The sequence below is a fragment of the Streptomyces sp. NPDC002817 genome, from assembly GCF_053592055.1.
The window spans coordinates 89,414-106,880 of record NZ_JBSFUY010000025.1 but is presented as its reverse complement, the minus strand read 5'-3'; the positions used below and the strand labels follow the sequence as shown (position 1 = coordinate 106,880).

The 17,467-nt window shown below is 69.9% G+C and carries 19 protein-coding genes; 8 read left to right on the top strand and 11 right to left on the bottom strand.

The genetic code is table 11. The features are described 5' to 3' along the window. The first annotated feature begins 35 nt into the window (after window positions 1-35). Window positions 36-188 (top strand): hypothetical protein, encoded by a 153-nt coding sequence (locus tag ACWD3I_RS35095; protein WP_266888363.1) that lies wholly within the window; start codon window positions 36-38, stop codon window positions 186-188. 83 nt (window positions 189-271) lie between these two features. Here the strand turns inward: ACWD3I_RS35095 and ACWD3I_RS35090 are convergent, their stop codons facing one another. From ACWD3I_RS35090 to ACWD3I_RS35080, 3 genes are all read right to left on the bottom strand, one after another. After that, a complete protein-coding gene (locus tag ACWD3I_RS35090) occupies window positions 272-877 on the bottom strand; it encodes a MarC family protein (RefSeq protein ID WP_365401524.1) in 606 nt (201 codons plus the stop codon). Between the two features lie 53 nt (window positions 878-930). Next, a complete protein-coding gene (locus tag ACWD3I_RS35085) occupies window positions 931-1,788 on the bottom strand; it encodes a PHP domain-containing protein (protein WP_365401521.1) in 858 nt (285 codons plus the stop codon). Window positions 1,789-1,978: 190 nt separating this feature from the next. After that, window positions 1,979-2,620, bottom strand: a complete 642-nt coding sequence (locus ACWD3I_RS35080) for a DUF6758 family protein (RefSeq protein ID WP_365401518.1) — start codon at window positions 2,618-2,620, stop codon at window positions 1,979-1,981. A 173-nt stretch (window positions 2,621-2,793) separates the two neighbouring features. Between ACWD3I_RS35080 and ACWD3I_RS35075 the strand changes: the two genes are divergently transcribed. Beyond that, entirely contained in the window at window positions 2,794-4,017 is a 1,224-nt protein-coding gene (locus ACWD3I_RS35075; RefSeq protein ID WP_365401515.1) for an MFS transporter, read from the top strand. A 30-nt stretch (window positions 4,018-4,047) separates the two neighbouring features. Here the strand turns inward: ACWD3I_RS35075 and ACWD3I_RS35070 are convergent, their stop codons facing one another. Beyond that, the gene (locus ACWD3I_RS35070; protein ID WP_365401512.1) at window positions 4,048-4,632 is read right to left on the bottom strand and encodes a suppressor of fused domain protein; all 585 of its coding nucleotides are present in this window, start codon (window positions 4,630-4,632) and stop codon (window positions 4,048-4,050) included. 478 nt (window positions 4,633-5,110) lie between these two features. Here ACWD3I_RS35070 and ACWD3I_RS35065 point away from each other — a divergent pair, with 478 nt between their 5' ends. Next, on the top strand, window positions 5,111-6,229 hold the full coding sequence (locus ACWD3I_RS35065; RefSeq protein WP_365401509.1) for a magnesium and cobalt transport protein CorA: 1,119 nt from the start codon (window positions 5,111-5,113) through the stop codon (window positions 6,227-6,229). A gap of 37 nt (window positions 6,230-6,266) precedes the next feature. Further along, entirely contained in the window at window positions 6,267-6,779 is a 513-nt protein-coding gene (locus ACWD3I_RS35060) for a hypothetical protein (protein WP_365401506.1), read from the top strand. Here the strand turns inward: ACWD3I_RS35060 and ACWD3I_RS35055 are convergent, their stop codons facing one another. Then, window positions 6,780-7,529 carry a hypothetical protein gene (locus ACWD3I_RS35055; protein WP_365401503.1) on the bottom strand — a complete coding sequence of 250 codons (750 nt, stop codon included), beginning with the start codon at window positions 7,527-7,529 and terminating at the stop codon, window positions 6,780-6,782. A 175-nt stretch (window positions 7,530-7,704) separates the two neighbouring features. On the opposite strand from ACWD3I_RS35055, the gene ACWD3I_RS35050 reads away from it, so the two are divergent. From ACWD3I_RS35050 to ACWD3I_RS35040, 3 genes are read left to right on the top strand one after another with little or no spacing between them, the layout of a single operon-like run. Further along, entirely contained in the window at window positions 7,705-8,988 is a 1,284-nt protein-coding gene (locus ACWD3I_RS35050; protein WP_365401500.1) for a magnesium transporter MgtE N-terminal domain-containing protein, read from the top strand. After that, the gene (locus ACWD3I_RS35045; protein ID WP_365401497.1) at window positions 8,978-9,562 is read left to right on the top strand and encodes a DUF1003 domain-containing protein; all 585 of its coding nucleotides are present in this window, start codon (window positions 8,978-8,980) and stop codon (window positions 9,560-9,562) included. Before ACWD3I_RS35050 ends, ACWD3I_RS35045 begins: the two co-directional genes overlap by 11 nt. Before the next feature lie 43 nt (window positions 9,563-9,605). Next, window positions 9,606-10,739 (top strand): Mrp/NBP35 family ATP-binding protein, encoded by a 1,134-nt coding sequence (locus ACWD3I_RS35040; protein ID WP_365401494.1) that lies wholly within the window; start codon window positions 9,606-9,608, stop codon window positions 10,737-10,739. Window positions 10,740-10,800: 61 nt separating this feature from the next. Here ACWD3I_RS35040 and ACWD3I_RS35035 read toward each other — a convergent pair whose 3' ends face one another. The 5 genes from ACWD3I_RS35035 to sigE form a co-directional block, all read right to left on the bottom strand. Next, a complete protein-coding gene (locus ACWD3I_RS35035) occupies window positions 10,801-11,457 on the bottom strand; it encodes a hypothetical protein (RefSeq protein WP_046263530.1) in 657 nt (218 codons plus the stop codon). A 261-nt stretch (window positions 11,458-11,718) separates the two neighbouring features. After that, a complete protein-coding gene (locus tag ACWD3I_RS35030) occupies window positions 11,719-12,159 on the bottom strand; it encodes a sec-independent translocase (protein WP_307026215.1) in 441 nt (146 codons plus the stop codon). Window positions 12,160-12,328: 169 nt separating this feature from the next. After that, complete coding sequence (locus tag ACWD3I_RS35025; RefSeq protein WP_365401489.1) at window positions 12,329-14,209, bottom strand: S1C family serine protease; 1,881 nt, start codon at window positions 14,207-14,209, stop codon at window positions 12,329-12,331. Window positions 14,210-14,365: 156 nt separating this feature from the next. Next, entirely contained in the window at window positions 14,366-15,301 is a 936-nt protein-coding gene (locus ACWD3I_RS35020) for an anti-sigma factor family protein (protein ID WP_365401486.1), read from the bottom strand. Beyond that, on the bottom strand, window positions 15,298-15,993 hold the full coding sequence (sigE, locus tag ACWD3I_RS35015) for an RNA polymerase sigma factor SigE (protein ID WP_046260588.1): 696 nt from the start codon (window positions 15,991-15,993) through the stop codon (window positions 15,298-15,300). Before sigE ends, ACWD3I_RS35020 begins: the two co-directional genes overlap by 4 nt. Before the next feature lie 301 nt (window positions 15,994-16,294). Here sigE and ACWD3I_RS35010 point away from each other — a divergent pair, with 301 nt between their 5' ends. Further along, window positions 16,295-16,927, top strand: coding sequence for an O-methyltransferase (locus tag ACWD3I_RS35010; protein ID WP_095046686.1), 633 nt, complete (start codon window positions 16,295-16,297; stop codon window positions 16,925-16,927). Window positions 16,928-17,014: 87 nt separating this feature from the next. Here ACWD3I_RS35010 and ACWD3I_RS35005 read toward each other — a convergent pair whose 3' ends face one another. Further along, the gene (locus ACWD3I_RS35005) at window positions 17,015-17,182 is read right to left on the bottom strand and encodes a DUF3117 domain-containing protein (RefSeq protein WP_003966491.1); all 168 of its coding nucleotides are present in this window, start codon (window positions 17,180-17,182) and stop codon (window positions 17,015-17,017) included. Between the last annotated feature and the right edge of the window lie 285 nt (window positions 17,183-17,467).

Sequence of the window (17,467 nt, the reverse complement as noted above, 5' to 3'; positions counted from 1 at the left end):
TCCGCAGGAGGATGACCAGACGAAGGGAGAAGCCCATGCGCTTCGAAATCATGCGACTCGACGACGTCGACGGCACGCCCGTGGACAGCACCGTTGTGGACGCCGCCTCCGTCAATCGGATCGTTCAGCAGGCCGCCTCGATAGGCCAGCGACTCTGGATCCGCCCGACCGAGGCCGCGGCCTCGTAACACATACGCCCCACCACACAGGCTTCAGAGCCCCCGTACGGCACGATGTCGTACGGGGGCTCTGCGCTGTCCGGCCATGGGGATCAGCTCCCCTGGATCACCAGGGTGATGCCGTTGATGATCTGCTGCACGGCGATCGCGGAGAGCATCATGCCCGCGAGCCGTGTCACCAGGACCACGCCGCCGTCCTTGATGACCCGGATGATCAGCAGCGAGTACCGCATCACCAGCCACAGCACGACATGGATGGCGAGGATCGCCATCCACACCGACACCTGCGTGGCGACGCTGTCGGCCTTCTGCACGGCGAGGATGACCGACACGATCGCGCCCGGCCCGGCGAGCAGCGGCATGCCCAGCGGCACCAGCGCCACATTGACGTCCTTGGTCTGCTTGGGCTCGTCGGTCTTGCCGGTCAGCAGGTCCAGGGCGATCAGCAGGAGCAGCAGCCCGCCCGCGATCATCAGCGCGGGGACGGAGACGTGCAGGTAGTCGAGGATCTGGTGCCCGAGGAGCCCGAAGACGGTGATGACACCGCCGGCGACACAGACGGCCTGGAAGGCCATCCGCTTCTGCACCTTGGCGGGCCGCCCGGAGGTCAGCGCCAGGAAGATCGGGGTGATCCCGGGGGGATCCATGATGACGAAGAGGGTCAGGAACAGGGAGCCGAAAACGGCAGCGTCGAACACAGGAGAGCCTTGCGAGGAGAAAGGGAGAGATCAGATGGACGTGAGAGCGAGTCTCAGGCTCCGCCGGTCCCCGGCACCGGGAACGCGCCGGTGGCACGCCGGGTGATCTCGCCGTACACCTCGGGGTCGGTCCGGTACTCGCCGAGCGTGACGGTCTTGCGGCTGCCGTGGTAGTCGGAGGAGCCCGTCACCAGCAGCCCCAGCTCGGCGGCGAGCCCGCGCAGCCCGACACGTGTCTCGTCGTCGTGGTCCATGTGGTCGACCTCGATGCCGTCGAGCCCGGCCGCGGCCATCTCCGCGATCGCGGACTCCGGAACCGTATGCCCGCGCTTGCTGGCGCCCGGGTGCGCGAAGACGGTGACCCCGCCCGCGGCCTTGACCAGCCGGATCGCCTCGAAGGGGTCGGTCTCGTGCTTCTCCACGAAGGCACGGCCGCCGTCGGCGAGCCAGTCCTGGGTGAAGGCGTCGCTCACGGTCGGTACGACCCCGAGCTCGACGAGCGCGGTGGCGACATGCGGCCGCCCGACGGACCCGTCCCCGGCGATCCGCATCACCTGTTCCCAAGTGATGGGCACACCCAGCTCGTTGAGCCTGGCTACCATGCCCCGCGCCCGCGGCACCCGGTCGTCCCGCACCAGCTCCCGCTCGGCGAGCAGCTCCGCCTCCTCGGGATCGAAGAGGTAGGCCAGCATGTGCATGGACACGCCGTCGATACGACAGGACAGCTCGGCCCCGGTGACGAGCGTGAGCCCCTCCGGCAGCGCGGCGATCGCCTCGGCATACCCACGCGTGGTGTCGTGATCGGTCAGCGCGACAACGTCCAGCCCAGCGGCGGCGGCATTACCCACCAGCTCAGCGGGCGTGTCCGTACCGTCGGAAGCCGTGGAGTGGGTGTGCAGATCAATACGCACGACGCGAACTCCAGACACTGACGGGACACAAGGGACCGCTCAAGGATAACCGGATTCACAGGGGCGCCCGTCACACCCGAAACCTGTGAGAGACCTTTACATCGGCTTCCCTGGGGGCGTGGGGAACTGCGCGACCAGCCAACGACGACCCGCAGCCGCCCGACGAGCAATCCCGGCACCCCAGCAGGCGCTACGGCTCAAGCAAGCGCGGCGACAACGCACCGCACGGCACCAGCTCGACCTCCGCACCCGCGTCCCGCAGATCCGTCAGCACCAGCTCGTCGTACATCAGCAACCCCGACTGCTCCGGCCACACAACCGCCCACAGCCACAACCCACGAGCCTCACCGGCGAAGACCGCACGATCATCCGGCGCCCCGGAGACATGCCACAGCGGCGTGGGCCGCCCGGCGGCCAGCACCTTCGCCTGCGGCGGCTTCTCGACGTTCATGTGCGGCCCCGGATCCGGCCCGTCGATCCCCGCATACCGCGCCCCGAGCCCCACGCCGAGTTCCTCGGCGACCAGGATCAGCTCTCCGATACCGCCCAGCGGTCCGGGCCCCGTGCAGGCGACAGCCGTCGCACGTCCTCCACTGCGATCGTCGCCCGCGCAGCCCACACCCGTGAACAGCCAGCCGACCGGCAGTGGCCACGGCATCCAGACCGGTACCTGTGTGCGGTGCACCACGACGTCGAGAGCCTCGACGCTGGGCGGGATCACCGGCTGGAGCGGATGCACCGTCCCGTGCACATCGCACTGCCAGGTGTCGGCGAAGAGTCCGGGAGCCCTGACCCGGCCACCACACTTCGGGCAACTGGGTTCGCCCCTCATAGGGCCCCACGGTCCTACCCCTGCTCCCCCACGTCAAGGACGATCACCCGTCCGGGCGGAACGGCTTCCAGGATCGCCCCACCAGGGAAAACTAGGTGTAGCTTGCATTAATTAGCCGCCCTAACTTACTATATGCATATACCAACCATCTCCTCGCCGGAATTGGAGAAACCATGGACGCCTTCGACGCGGGAGCGGGCAGCCTCCTGCGACAGCCCAAGGCGGTCTGGGCCACGGCCGGTGCCTCCGTCGTCGCCTTCATGGGCATCGGACTGGTCGACCCGATCCTGCCGTCCATCGCCCAGGGCCTCGACGCCACCGCCAGCCAGGTCTCCCTGCTCTTCACCTCGTACTTCCTCATCACCGCCGTCGCGATGCTGGTCACCGGCTTCGTCTCCAGCCGCATCGGCGGCCGCAAGACCCTGCTGCTCGGCCTCGCGTTCGTGGTCGTCTTCGCCGGCCTCGCGGGCACCTCGGACTCGGTCGCCGAACTCGTCGGCTTCCGCGCGGGCTGGGGCCTCGGCAACGCCCTCTTCGTCTCGACGGCCCTCGCCGTCATCGTCGGCGCGGCGGCGGGCGGGAGCGCCGCGGCGATCCTGCTGTACGAGTCGGCGCTCGGCCTGGGCATGGCGTGCGGCCCGCTGCTGGGCGCACTGCTCGGCGACGCCAACTGGCGCTACCCGTTCTTCGGCACGGCCTTCCTGATGGCGGTCGGCTTCCTGTGCATCACGGTGTTCCTGAAGGAACAGCCCAAGCCGGCCCGCAAGACCTCGGTGCTCGACCCCGTCAAGGCACTGGGCCACGGCGGTCTCGCCTCCGTCGCCGCCTCGGCGTTCTTCTACAACTACACGTTCTTCACCGTGCTGGCCTTCACGCCGTTCGTACTGGACATGACCCCGTACAAGTCAGGTGCCGTGTTCTTCGCCTGGGGCGTGCTGCTCGCCGTGTTCTCGGTGCTCGTGGCACCGCGTCTGCAGCGGCGGTTCGGTTCGCTGAAGGTGCTCGGCGGCTCGCTCGTCCTGCTCGCCGTCGACGTACTCGCCCTCGGCTACGGCAGCCACACCACCGCGATCGTCTGCACGATCCTCTCCGGCGCGTTCATCGGCGTGAACAACACCGTCTACACGGAGCTGGCGCTCGGCGTGTCGGACGCGCCGCGCCCGGTGGCGAGCGCCGGCTACAACTTCGTGCGCTGGTTCGCGGCCGCCGCCGCGCCCTACTTCGCGCCGAAGATCGAGGAGTGGAGCGACATCCACATCCCGTTCGTGGTGGCGGCGGTGACCGCCGCCCTGGGCGCGCTCGTGGTCGTCGTACGACGGAACGCGCTCACTCATGAAGCCGAAGAACTGGAGTCGAAGCACGCTGCAGAGGACAGCGTGGCCGTCTTCGCCAACTGACGCTTTTCAGCCACCGGTTGGTGACATCAGTCACTCCAGCGGGACGGACTTGCGGGACGGATCCCGGAGGTCCGTCCCGTTCGTCAGCCAGCGCTCCTGGAGGGCCTGAGCACCGTGGACGCGCTTCCAGGCGGCCTCGTTCGGGGTCATGGGCAGCAGCGGCAGGAACTGGACCGGGTCCATGGGCTCGTCCAGCTCCAGGTCCTCGACCAGGCCACCCGGTTCGGCCACCAGGACCGAGGTGAACGGGGCGCCGGGCCACAGGGGTCCACCGACGTCGAGGGAGGCGCCGGGGGCCACGATCACACCCTCGACCTGCGGGGACGCGGCGAGTACGGCGAGCGGGCGGAGCACCTTGTCGGTGTCGGAGAGTCCGGCGCGGACCGAGAGGACCAGCTCGGCGCGCGGTCCCTTGACCGGGTCGGCGAGCATCGCGGTGGGGTCGCCCATCGGTTGCGCCGACATGCCGAGCGTGGCGTAGCGGACGATGTCGCCCTCCTGGAAACGCAGCACCTCGACGCGGTCCGTACCGAGGAAGGTGACCGCGGCGCGCGCGTCCGGTTCGCCCAGCGCCGTACGCAACCGGGCCTCGACCAAGGGAAGAACATCAGCCATGCCGCGAGCATAGAACTCGTCAGTACCGGGCAAAGCAGCGCCTTGACTATTCAGTCGGCTGATACTCTTTGCCGGTGGTTCGGGGCAGCACGCAGAAGCGTCGCTATCGAGTCCCGACGCCGTGAGACTCCCCCTACGGGGAATGGATCGTCCCTTACGAGGGACCGACCGGAGGAGGTGGGGCTGTCATGGATCGAAGTCGACCTGGTAGTACCACTCGCTCTTCCGGCCACTGATGTAGCTGATCCGCCTTCGGCCGATCGCCGCCTCTCACGCTCGCGTCTTCATCGTCGGAAGAGCACTTCGTCTCGTTTTGCCTGATCTGTTTGATCTGTATCAGCAGCGAAACCCGCTACCGCAATGGTGCGGTGCTCCCCGCTTTGTGGACGTGCCAAACATCCGCAGTCAGGACGTCCTCATTCCGGGCAGTTCCATCCGTTGAAGCGGCTTTTCGTTGCCTGTCGCGAAGGAGCCCGCCATGTCGATGATCCGCGACCTGCGTGCCGTGGTCCGACCCTCCCGCGTCTCGCTGCGCAAGAGCAGCAGCACCGACTACGACACCACGCGTGACCCCGGCACGCCCTCGGCCGTCGTCGACTGCGCCGTCTACCGCGACGGGGCCCGCGTCCAGATGCCGAAGGCGCTGACGCCGCACGAGGCGATGCGCCAGGTGCGCCGCGACGGGGGCTTCGTGTGGATCGGGCTGCACGAGCCGACCGAGGCCGAATTCTCCGGTATCGCAAGCGAGTTCGGGCTGCACCCGCTGGCCGTGGAGGACGCGGTGCAGGCACACCAGCGGCCCAAGCTGGAGCGCTACGACGACTCCCTGTTCACCGTCTTCAAGACCATCCACTACGTCGAGCACGACGAGCTCACCGCCAGCAGCGAGATCGTCGAGACCGGCGAGGTCATGTGCTTCACCGGACGGGATTTCTTCATCACCGTCCGGCACGGCGGACAGGGTTCGCTGCGGGCTCTGCGCCACCGCCTCCAGGACGACCCCGAACTGCTCGCCAAGGGCCCTTCGGCGGTGCTGCACGCGATCGCCGACCATGTCGTCGACGGGTACATCGCGGTCGCCGACGCGGTGCAGGACGACATCGACGAGGTCGAGACGGAGGTGTTCTCGCCGGGGCGCAAGGGCTCGCCGCGCGGCACGGACGCCGGCCGGATCTACCAACTCAAGCGTGAGGTCCTGGAGTTCAAGCGGGCCGTCTCGCCGCTCCTGCGCCCCATGCAGCTGCTGAGCGAGCGGCCGATGCGGCTCATCGACCCCGACATCCAGAAGTACTTCCGGGACGTCGCCGACCACCTCGCCCGGGTCCAGGAGCAGGTCATCGGCTTCGACGAGCTGCTCAACTCCATCCTCCAGGCCAACCTCGCGCAGGCGTCCGTCGCGCAGAACGAGGACATGCGCAAGATCACCTCGTGGGCGGCCATCATCGCCGTACCGACGATGGTGTGTGGTGTGTACGGCATGAACTTCGAGCACATGCCCGAGCTGCACTGGCGGTACGGCTACCCCGTGATGATGATGATCACCGGTGTCATCTGCCTCGGCATCCACCGCACGTTGAAGCGCAACGGCTGGCTGTGACCCGGTCCCGGTGACCCCGCCTGGATAGGCTGGGCGCATGACAAGCGAGCTGCTCGACCAGGCCCTCGTCGAGGAGGCCACGAAGAAGTCCGGCCTCGTCTGGGTCAGGGGTCCCGAGGGTCCGGCCCGGGCGCTCTGGCACGTGTGGCACGAGGGTGCGGTGTGTGTGGTCGGCGACGGGCCGGGCGAGCAGCCGCTGCCGGGTCTCACCGACGGGACCGAGGCCGAGGTGACCGTCCGCAGCAAGGACAAGGGCGGGCGGCTGGTGTCCTGGACGGCGAAGGTCGTCGAGCTGTCCGCCGGGTCCGAGGTCTGGGACGCGGCCGTCGCCGAGCTCAAGGGCAAGCGGCTCAACGCGCCCGACGGCGAGGCGATGACGGGGCGCTGGGCGCGCGAGTGCCGGGTGCTGCGGCTCGAGCCGACGGGGTCGACACTGCCGTTGCCCGACGGGGATCTGGCCGAGGCGCCGGTTCCCACGACGGCCACGACCCGTCAGCCGATCCCCGCGGGGCTTCCGAAGCTGCTGCTGAAGCGGCGCAAGCGGAAGTAGTCAGGACGTCGGCAGCTGCTTGCCGTAGTCCACCGTCTCGTCCTTCTCCGGCTCCTTCAGGCTGAAGGACTTGCCCCAGCCCGAGAAGGTCAGCGTGCCCGCGCCGCCCGCGCGCTCCAGGCGGAGCGGATACGGCTCGCCCTCCAGGGAGACGTCCAGCTTCCCGCCGGAGCCGTCGTCGCCGGTGATGCGGATGGTGCGGATGCCGGCCTGTTCGTGGTGGCCGTCGGTGGACAGCTCGCCGTGGAGGGTCAGCAGGCCCGCCAGGAGGACGTCCTTGTCGGTGAAGCCGCTGAACTTCTTGTACGAGGGGTCGCCCTGCGGCACCTTCACGAACTTGTCGTCGAGCTTGTCGGCGGCGGCCGTGTCGGAGTCGCCCTTGCCGTCCTGCTGTCCCCAGAACTCCGCGTCGGCCTTGAGGTAGAGCTGCTCGCCGATCCGCAGCAGCCCGAAGGTCGCGCCTTCGGAGGTGACCGAGCCCGAGCCGCCGTCGGACTTGAGACGCATGTCGAGTTTGTAAGTACGCCCGCTGGTGACCACGTTCCCCGAGAGACGTACCGTGTCGGCGGATTCGGCGGCCGCCTTGGTCTTCGTCTGGATCTGGGCGGCCGGCAGCTTGCCGACCCCGTTGGTGCCCGCGTCGGGGTCGTCACCACCGCACCCTGTCAGGCCCGTTCCCGTCACGACCAGGGCGCACATCGCGCCCAGCAGTCCGGTCCGGCGGGTGCGGCCCTGGGGAATCGCAGTCACAGGTGGGGCTGCCTTTCTGACGAGGGTCCATCGGAGGCGTACCGCAGAGTACCGGGGCCCCGCGGGCCCGCCGGAGCCAGTCCGTCCGGACCGCCCCACCAGGGCGTACCGCATCGGGACGGGCTAGCCTGAAGCCCGTCCCAGCGGGCAATTGACGTGAAAAGGAGGCGCAGGCATGGCAGGGGGTGTCCCCAGGATCTTCGTCTCGCACCTCGCCGGAGTCGCCGTCTTCGATCCGAACGGCGACCAGGTGGGCCGGGTGCGCGACCTGGTCGTCATGCTGCGCGTCGGACGGAGACCACCACGCGTGCTCGGCCTCGTCGTCGAACTGTCGACCCGGCGCCGTATCTTCCTGCCCATGACCCGCGTGACCAGCATCGAGTCCGGCCAGGTCATCACCACCGGGGTGCTCAACGTCCGCCGCTTCGAGCAGCGGCCCACCGAGCGCCTGGTCTTCGGCGAGCTCCTGGACCGGCGCGTGACGCTCGTCGAGGCCGAGGAAGAGGTCACCGTCCTCGACGTGTCCGTGCAGCAGCTGCCGGCCCGCCGGGACTGGGAGATCGACCGCGTCTTCGTGCGCAAGGGCGGCAAGGGCGGTGCCTTCCGCCGCAAGGGCGAGGCGCTGACCGTCGAGTGGTCCGCCGTCACCGGCTTCTCCCTGGAGGAGCACGGACAGGGTGCCGAGAGCCTCCTCGCCACCTTCGAGCAGCTGCGCCCCGCCGACCTGGCGAACGTCCTGCACCACCTCTCCCCCAAGCGCCGCGCGGAGGTCGCCGCGGCCCTCGACGACGACCGGCTGGCCGACGTCCTCGAAGAGCTCCCCGAGGACGACCAGATCGAGATCCTCGGCAAGCTCAAGGAGGAGCGGGCCGCGGACGTCCTGGAGGCCATGGACCCGGACGACGCGGCCGACCTGCTCTCCGAGCTCCCCGAGGAGGACCAGGAGCGGCTGCTGAGCCTGATGGAGCCCGCCGACGCGGCCGACATGCGGCGCCTGATGTCCTACGAGGAGCACACGGCCGGCGGTCTGATGACGACCGAGCCGATCGTCCTGCGGCCGGACGCCACCGTCGCCGACGCCCTCGCCCGGGTCCGCAACGCCGACCTGTCCCCCGCCCTCGCCGCCCAGGTCTACGTCTGCCGCCCGCCCGACGAGACGCCGACCGGCAAGTACCTCGGCACGGTCCACTTCCAGCGCCTGCTGCGGGACCCGCCGTACACCCTGGTCAGCGCGATCATCGACGACGACCTCCAGCCCCTGGACCCGGACGCCGCGCTGCCGGTCGTCGCCGGGTTCTTCGCGACGTACGACATGGTGGCGGCGCCCGTGGTGGACGACTCCGGGTCCCTGCTGGGCGCGGTGACCGTGGACGACGTACTGGACCACATGCTGCCGGAGGACTGGCGGGAGACCGAGTTCCACCTCGACGAGGACGAGGTGACTCCGCATGGCTCCTGAGCGTGAGACGGGCCGCGAGCGCACCCCTGCGGGCGCCACCGCCACCACGCGCCCGCGCGCCCGTCTGGACCAGCCCCGGCCGCCCCGGCGGCGGCTGCTGCCCGAGTGGGACCCGGAGGCCTTCGGACGGCTCTCCGAGCGCATCGCGCGGTTCCTGGGCACCGGGCGGTTCATCGTCTGGATGACGGTCGTCATCATCGCGTGGGTGCTGTGGAACATCTTCGCGCCGGGCGATCTGCGGTTCGACAACTACCCCTTCATCTTCCTCACCCTGATGCTGTCCCTGCAGGCCTCCTACGCGGCCCCGCTGATCCTGCTCGCACAGAACCGGCAGGACGACCGCGACCGGGTCAACCTCGAACAGGACCGCAAGTCGAACGAGCGGTCGATCGCGGACACCGAGTACCTGACCCGCGAGATCGCCGCCCTGCGGATCGGCCTCGGCGAGGTCGCCACCCGGGACTGGATCCGCTCCGAGCTGCAGGACCTGGTGAAGGAAATGGAGGAGCGACGGGACGGGCACGTCGTATTCCCGGCAGAACGGTCTGCGGTACGTGACGTAGAAGACCGCTGACGGGCATGCCGAGGCCGCCGCGGATCGCCGTACCATCGTCCTTATGGTTACGGAAGACGCGGTGCGCGAGGCACTGGCGACGGTGAACGACCCCGAGATCAACCGACCCATCACCGAGCTGGGGATGGTCAAGTCGGTGGACATCGGCGCGGACGGAGCGGTCGCGGTCGCCGTCTACCTGACGGTCTCCGGCTGTCCGATGCGGGAGACGATCACCCAGCGGGTGACCGACGCGGTCGCGGCCGTCGAGGGCGTCACCCGTGTGGACGTCACGCTCGACGTCATGAGCGACGAGCAGCGCAAGGAGCTGGCGACGGCCCTGCGCGGGGGCCAGACCGAGCGCGAGGTCCCCTTCGCCAAGCCGGGTTCGCTCACGCGCGTGTACGCGGTCGCCTCCGGCAAGGGCGGCGTCGGCAAGTCCTCGGTGACGGTGAACCTGGCGGCGGCGCTGGCCGCGGACGGTCTGAAGGTGGGCGTCGTGGACGCCGACATCTACGGCCACTCCGTGCCGCGCATGCTGGGCGTCGACGGGAGTCCGACCCAGGTCGAGAACATGATCATGCCGCCGTCGGCGCACGGTGTGAAGGTCATCTCCATCGGCATGTTCACCCCGGGCAACGCCCCGGTGGTGTGGCGCGGCCCGATGCTGCACAGGGCGCTTCAGCAGTTCCTCGCGGACGTGTACTGGGGTGACCTCGACGTCCTCCTCCTCGACCTTCCGCCGGGCACGGGCGACATCGCGATCTCCGTGGCCCAGCTGGTGCCGAACGCCGAGATCCTGGTCGTCACGACCCCGCAGCAGGCTGCCGCCGAGGTGGCCGAGCGGGCGGGTGCCATCGCCGTCCAGACCCACCAGAAGATCGTGGGCGTGGTCGAGAACATGTCCGGCCTGCCCTGCCCGCACTGCGACGAGATGGTCGACATCTTCGGCACGGGCGGCGGCCAGGCCGTCGCCGACGGCCTCACGAGGACGACCGGCGCCACGGTCCCGGTCCTCGGCTCCATCCCGATCGACGTCCGCCTCCGCGAGGGTGGCGACGACGGCAAGCCGGTCGTCCTGAGCGACCCGGACTCCCCGGCGGGCGCGGCGCTGCGGGCGATCGCGGGGAAGCTGGGCGGACGCCAGCGCGGCCTCGCGGGACTGTCCTTGGGGATCACTCCGCGGAACAAGTTCTAGATTCGCCTACGAGGAGGGGGCGCCGACTCTGTGAATCGGCGCCCCCTCCTCGTAGCACCGGCTATGCGTAAGCCGAGATGTCCTTGATCATGGCGAAGCCGAGCCCGTACGCGCTCATGCCTCTCCCGTACGCCCCCACGTGCACGCCCTCCGGCGTGGACCCGGCGAGGACCCAGCCGAACTCGGACTCCCGGTAGTGGAAGGACGTCGGCACCCCGTCCACGGGGAGCGACAGGGTCGACCAGTCCGGGCCGTCGAGGTCGTCGGCCAGGGCCCACGCCGTCTCCGTCTGCTGGTCCAGCCAGTCGTCGCGCAGCGAGTGGTCCATCGAGCCGGGCCAGGTGAAGGACAGCAGCCCGACCCCCGCGAGCCACGCCGCCGAGGAGACCGACGTCGCCTCGAGAAGCCCCGTGCCGTCGGCGCTCCTCCGGGACGGATTCGCCGCGACGGTCACCACCACCGCGAACTTCTCCTTGTCCTCCGACGCCTCGTTCCGTACGGAGGGCTCGTCACCGTGCCCGATCGAACCGTGCTCGACGGCACCGTCGGCCGCCGTCCCGACCTGCATCAGCCAGCGCGGACCCGTGAAAGCCTCGTCGAGGCCGTACCACGGGAAGGGCGCCAGCAGGTAGCCGTCGACCGTGCGCCGGGCGGAGGGGACCTGTTGTCCGCCCTCCGCGGCCGGGGCCTGTGCGACCGCCTGACTCGTCGTCTCCATGTGCCCGGACGCCTCCTCGTTCCTCGTCGGTCCGGAACGGCCCACCCCCCTTCGGGCGACTCGTCCGGTCCGCACAACAACTCGGCAGCATAGCCACCCCACCGGGACCAGCAGGGAAAGCGCCCGGCGCGTGGGGCGTCCGGGCGTCCGGTTCAGGCCGCGCGGAGGCGTGGCGGGATATGAAACGCGTCACGTACGACTGAGCCGCACGTCACTGACGTGCGGCTCCGGAGCATGTGTACGACTGCGGGTGTACGACGTTCAGGTGGCGTCCGCGTCGAAGACCGGACGGTCGTCCTTGCCGTCGTCGTCGGGCTTCTTGGTCATGTCGATCCGGCCACCTGACGACGACCCGGAGGAGGACGAGGACGACTCCGACTCACGGCCGTGGACCGCGTCCGTGACCTCGGCCATCTCCTTCTTGATGTCGAAGCCGTTGCGGATCTCCTTGAGCCCCAGCTCGTCGTTGTCCATCTGCTTGCGGATGAACGTCTTGGGGTTCAGGTCCTCGAACTCGAAGTCCTTGAACTCGGGACCGAGTTCCGAGCGGATGTCCTGCTTGGCGCTCTCCGAGAACTCCCGGATCTTCCGGACGGTCCGCATGACGTCCTGGATGACCTTCGGGAGCTTGTCCGGACCGAAGACGAGCACGGCGAGGACAACGAGCGTCACCAGCTCGAGCGGTCCTATGTCATTGAACACCTGAAGCTCCTTGCGATGTCCGGGCCGGGTCCACGGTACCCGGCCATCCGGTACGACCGGTACTGTCCCGAGGCCTCCGAGTGCGCGGGCATGAGCGGTTTTGAGGGTTGTTTGCCTTGTGGGACGGGGTTTGCGGGCGCGCCTGTGAGGTTTCTGTTAATCGGGGCGCTCAATCGCCGTCCGAGGATCCGAGCACCAGGGAGATGGTCAGCTCCTCACCCCCGCGTTCCACGGTGAGCTCCAGCTCGTCGCCGGGGCGGTGGGCGCGGGTCTTGACGATCAGCTCCTCGCCGGAGTGGATGCGCTGGCCGTCGACCTCGGTGACGACGTCGCCCGCCTTGATGCCGGCCTTTTCGCCGGCGCCGCCGGCGATGACCGCGGGTCCGCCGTCGTTGCCCTTGGTACCGACGCGGGCGCCGTCGCCCGAGTAGTCCATGTCGAGGGTGACGCCGATGACCGGGTGGGTCGCCTTGCCGGTGTTGATCAGCTCTTCGGCGACGCGCTTGCCCTGGTTGATGGGGATGGCGAAACCGAGGCCGATCGAGCCGGACTGGGCGCCGCCGGAGTCGGAGCCGTCGTCGGCGGAGCGGATGGCGGAGTTGATGCCGATGACCCGGGCCCTGGAGTCGAGGAGGGGGCCACCGGAGTTGCCGGGGTTGATGGGCGCGTCGGTCTGCAGGGCGTCGACATACGACACGTCGCTCCCGTCGCCGCTCTCGCCACCGGCCGTGATGGGCCGCTCCTTGGCGCTGATGATCCCGGAGGTGACGGTGCCCTCCAGGTCGTAGGGGGCGCCGATGGCGACGACCGGGTCGCCGACCTGGACGCTGTCGGAGTTGCCGAGGGTCATGGGCCGGAGCCCGCTGACGCCGGTGACCTTCACGACGGCGAGGTCGTAGCCGCTGTCCCGCCCGACGACGGTGGCCTTGGCGGTGTCGCCGCTGTGGAAGGTGACGGATATGTCCCCGTCGGCTCCGGCGGGCTCGACGACGTGGTTGTTGGTGAGGATGTGGCCCCGGTCGTCCAGCACGAACCCGGTGCCGGTGCCCTGCTCCTCCGTGCCGCTCACGTGGAGGGTCACCACGCTGGGCAGCGCCCGTGCGGCGATCCCCGCCACGCTGTCCGGCGCCCGCCCTGCGGGCTCGGCGTCGGCCTGCGGCAGCTCCACGTCACCCACACCGCCGTTGCGCTCCAGATAGGCCCCTACGGCCCCACCGACGCCCCCGGACACGAGCGCGAGCAGTACGGCAGCGACGACGAGGACCTTCCTGGCCCGCTTACGGCGCCCGTCCTTGGTGGGGACGGCGGCGCCGTTCTGCTGGAGGGAGGTGGGGAGGGGGACGGGGGCCCAGGGGTCGTAGTTCCGCCAGGGGTTGGCGGGGGGCGGGGTGGGCGGGGTTTCGGCGTAGGGCGCTGGAGGGGGTGCGTCCGTGTAGGAGGGGGCGATGGGGGCCGGCGACGGCGCGGGGGCGCTGGGTGCGGGTGTGCTGTGCGCGGGGGTGCCGTGAGCCTGCGGGGGCGTCGGTATCGCCGTGCCGTGGGACGGGGTGGTCGCCGGGTGCAGTACCGGCGGGGCCGGCGCCCAGGGGCCGGGCTCGCCGTACGGCGGGGTGCTGTACGGGTCGGGGTCGTGCAGGGGCTTGGGAGAAGGGTCTGCCGTGCCTTCCTCCACCGCCGGGGCGGTGCGCGCGAGGGGCAGGCTCAGCTCGAAGTCACCGTCGCCCCGGGCCCCTGCGGGAACCCGGTCCTCGGGCCTGGACGCGGGCTCGCGCTCGGGTCCAGGTCCGGGCTCGGACGCACCGTCCTCGAAGACGTCATCCCGCGGCGACCGCAGCTCGAAGTCGCCCCCGGCATCGGCCATGTCGGCCGCATCCTGCGGCTGCCTCAGCTCGTAGTCACCGTCGGCGGTGGGACCCGGCACCGGAGGTGCCCCCTCGGTCCCCACGCTGTACTCGCCCGGCGCGGCCGGAGCCCTTTCCGCCTGGTCCGCAGGGCCCTGCGGACGCGGTCGGCTCCACCACTTCGCCTTCGTGGGCTTCCCCTCGTTCATGCTCTCCCCACAGCCAGGGCCTGGCCGGCACGTCGGCCCCGCTCACCTGCGCCTGTCAGGCACGCTGCCGCCATCACGGCCTGGTCTGCCGGACAGGCACGGGCACGGCTCTCCCTGGATTCAACCAGGTTCGGGCGCCGACGCGCAGAGGCCGGGTCAGCGGGTGGTGCCGGAGGGGGAGGAGGTCGTGTGGGGGACGGGTGCGGCGAGCAGGCCCGGCGGAGTGAGGTCCGCGGCCGTGGACCAGGAGGTCAGGGTGAGCGGCGGGGTCGAGCTGAGCGGACGTATCAACGGGGACATGGCGGCCGCGCCGGCCACCACGGGTGCCGTCAGCGTGGCCTCGTGCGCCTGTGTGCCGGGAACCAGCGGCGCGGACACCTCGGTCGGGGCGACCGGGGCGTCGATCCGGGACTGGTCCTGGGCGAACAGCGGACCCACCGCACGGCGGCGCTGGCTGTCGGGTGTCGCGGCGCCCGTGCCGCCCTGTGTGCGGGCCGGGGTGACATTGCTGCCGCCCGAGCCGCCACGGGCGTCCGTGTCGGTCGGCGCGACCGTGGTGACGCCGCCCAGCGCGATCGCGGCGAGCGACACCGCCCCGCCCACGACGAACGCGAACCGCATACCGCGCGACGCCGACCGCTCGGCCTCGTGCCGGCTGACGTCATGGATGCGGAAACCGCCGCTGGAGGGGGCCAGCGCGGAGGCGTGCGGCGTCGCGGGGACGTAGTCGAACTCGAAACGCTCGCCGCGCTTCACGCCGAACACTCCGGCGGTGCCGGGTCGTCCGGAGAAGCCGTCCGGGAATCCTCCCCCGAACGGCGAGCCGCCGTCCGAGTCACCTCCTCCGGGCAGCCCCTGGAGGCGGGCCAGGAAGCTCTCTGAGGGAGGCGGGGGTGCCGCCTCCGCGAAGACGTTCTTCAGTCGGCGCTGGGCGTCGGCCTCGGCCTTGCACCTGGCGCAGGTGGCCAGGTGAGCGAGGACGCGCTCGCGCGTCTCATGACCGAGCTCGCCATCGACCAGCGCGGCGAGTCGGTCTCCCAGGTGGTGCTCCGCAAACCGCCCTTCGGCGGGATTGGGCCGTGATCCACTCACGCGGTCGCGCCCCCTCCCCCCAGAGCGGCGACGCGGGGCACGAAGGAGCGACGCTCGGCCCGCGCCTCCGGCGAACGGTGCGCGAGCGCCTTGCGCAGCTGGGAACGGCCGCGGTGGATACGCGAGCGGACCGTGCCTAGCTTGACGCCCAGGGTCGCGGCGATCTCCTCGTACGACAGTCCTTCGATGTCGCACAGGACGACCGCGGCGCGGAACTCGGGCGCGAGAGTGTCGAGAGCCTGCTGGACGTCCGCGTCGAAGTGCGCGTCGTTGAAGACCTGCTGCGGCGACGGCTCACGGCTGGGCAGGCGCTCCGCCGCGTCCTCGCCGAGGGCGTCGAAGCGGATGCGCTGCTTGCGCCGGACCATGTCCAGGAACAGGTTGGTGGTGATGCGGTGGAGCCAGCCCTCGAAGGTGCCGGGCGTGTAGGTCGACAAGGAGCGGAAGACGCGGACGAAGACCTCCTGAGTGAGGTCCTCGGCGTCGTGCTGGTTGCCCGTCAGTCGGTAGGCGAGCCGGTAGACCCGGCCGCTGTGCGTGCTGACGATCTCCTCCCACGTCGGAGGAGTCCAGGCCTGCCCGTCCGCGTCGGTGGAGAAGGTCGCGGTGGCGTAGTCGCCGTGGCTGTGGTCAGCAGCGGTGTCGTTCACGGATTTCGGCCTACCCGCCGATCCGAGGAAGCGCCGCAGCACTCCTCCCCGATCCAAAGGCGCGGCCGCACCTCCCCTGTCGGCTCTGGTGGTGTCCAGTGGAGCCCCTACCATAGCCACCTCGCCCGTTAGCTCCGGATAAGCGGTTTTACGAGAATTTGATCTGGGCTGATACCGCTCGTGCGGCTGCGTCACCGCCCGCTCGGGGCCCTGCTCATCATCGTGATCCAACTGTGTCCCCCCGGGTGCGTCTCCACCCCTCTAAACGCCCGGTCCCATCTGCGGGTTCCCGGGCCCAACGGATACAGTCACGCCCAGGCAACCACGGGGACAGGAGAGGGTCATTACCGCCAACCGGCAGACGAGCTGGGCGTTCGCCGACGCCTACGTCGCCGAGGACGAAGTGCTGCGCTGGGCCCGTGACCGGGCCCGTGAAGCGGGCCTGCGCTCGGTGTCGCCCGGCGCGGGCGCAGCCCTGCGGTTGCTGGCGGCCTCCGTCGACGCGAAGGCGGTCGCCGAGATCGGCACCGGCACCGGCGTCTCCGGTATCCATCTGCTGCACGGCATGCGGCCTGACGGCGTGCTCACCACGGTCGACCCCGAGCCGGAGCACCAGCAGTTCGCCCGACAGGCCTTCCGCGCCTCCGGGTTCGCGAGCAACCGGGCCCGCTTCATCCCGGGCCGCGCCCTGGACGTCCTGCCCCGCCTCACCGACGCCGGCTACGACCTGGTCTTCTGCGACGGCGACCGGCAGGAGGTCATGGACTACCTCGCTGAATCGTTGCGCCTGCTGCGGCAGGGAGGCCTGGTCGTCTTCGAGGGTGTCTTCGCACACGGCCGGACCATGGACTCGGGTCCACAGCCCACCGAGGTACTGCGGCTGCGCGAACTGCTGCGCGCGGTGCGGGAGAGCCAGGAGCTGGTGCCGTCGCTGCTGCCGGTGGGCGACGGGCTGCTCTGCGCGGTCAAGCGCTGACCCTCGCACCGCCTGGACCTGGGCAAACACCTGCCCCGGCACCGAAAACGATGCCGGGGCAGCTGAAGGGGTATGGTCGCTTCCGCGTCAGCCGACGACCTTCTTGAGGGCGTCACCGAGCGCGTCGGCCTCGTCAGGGGTCAGCTCGACGACGAGCCGACCGCCGCCTTCGAGCGGAACGCGCATGACAATGCCCCGCCCCTCCTTGGTCACCTCGAGCGGGCCATCGCCCGTCCGCGGCTTCATGGCCGCCATGCTCGTTCCCCTTCCTGAAACCAGCTCATCGTCAAAGCCGACGGCCCTAGGAGGGCACGCGTGTCGTGCGTGGGCACGCGACACCGGCATCGAACACATTGCTTCCAGGCCATTATCCCGCATCTCAGGACCCGATGACCAACATCAGTCGGCATCGCTTGGGCAACGCGCGCGAGCAAAACCACTCAATTCGGCGATGTGACTGCGATACTGCGCGGCCGCACACGTATCCGACGACCTCTTTCGGTCCCACATTCTTTGACGCAGGTCACACGTCCGTTCCGG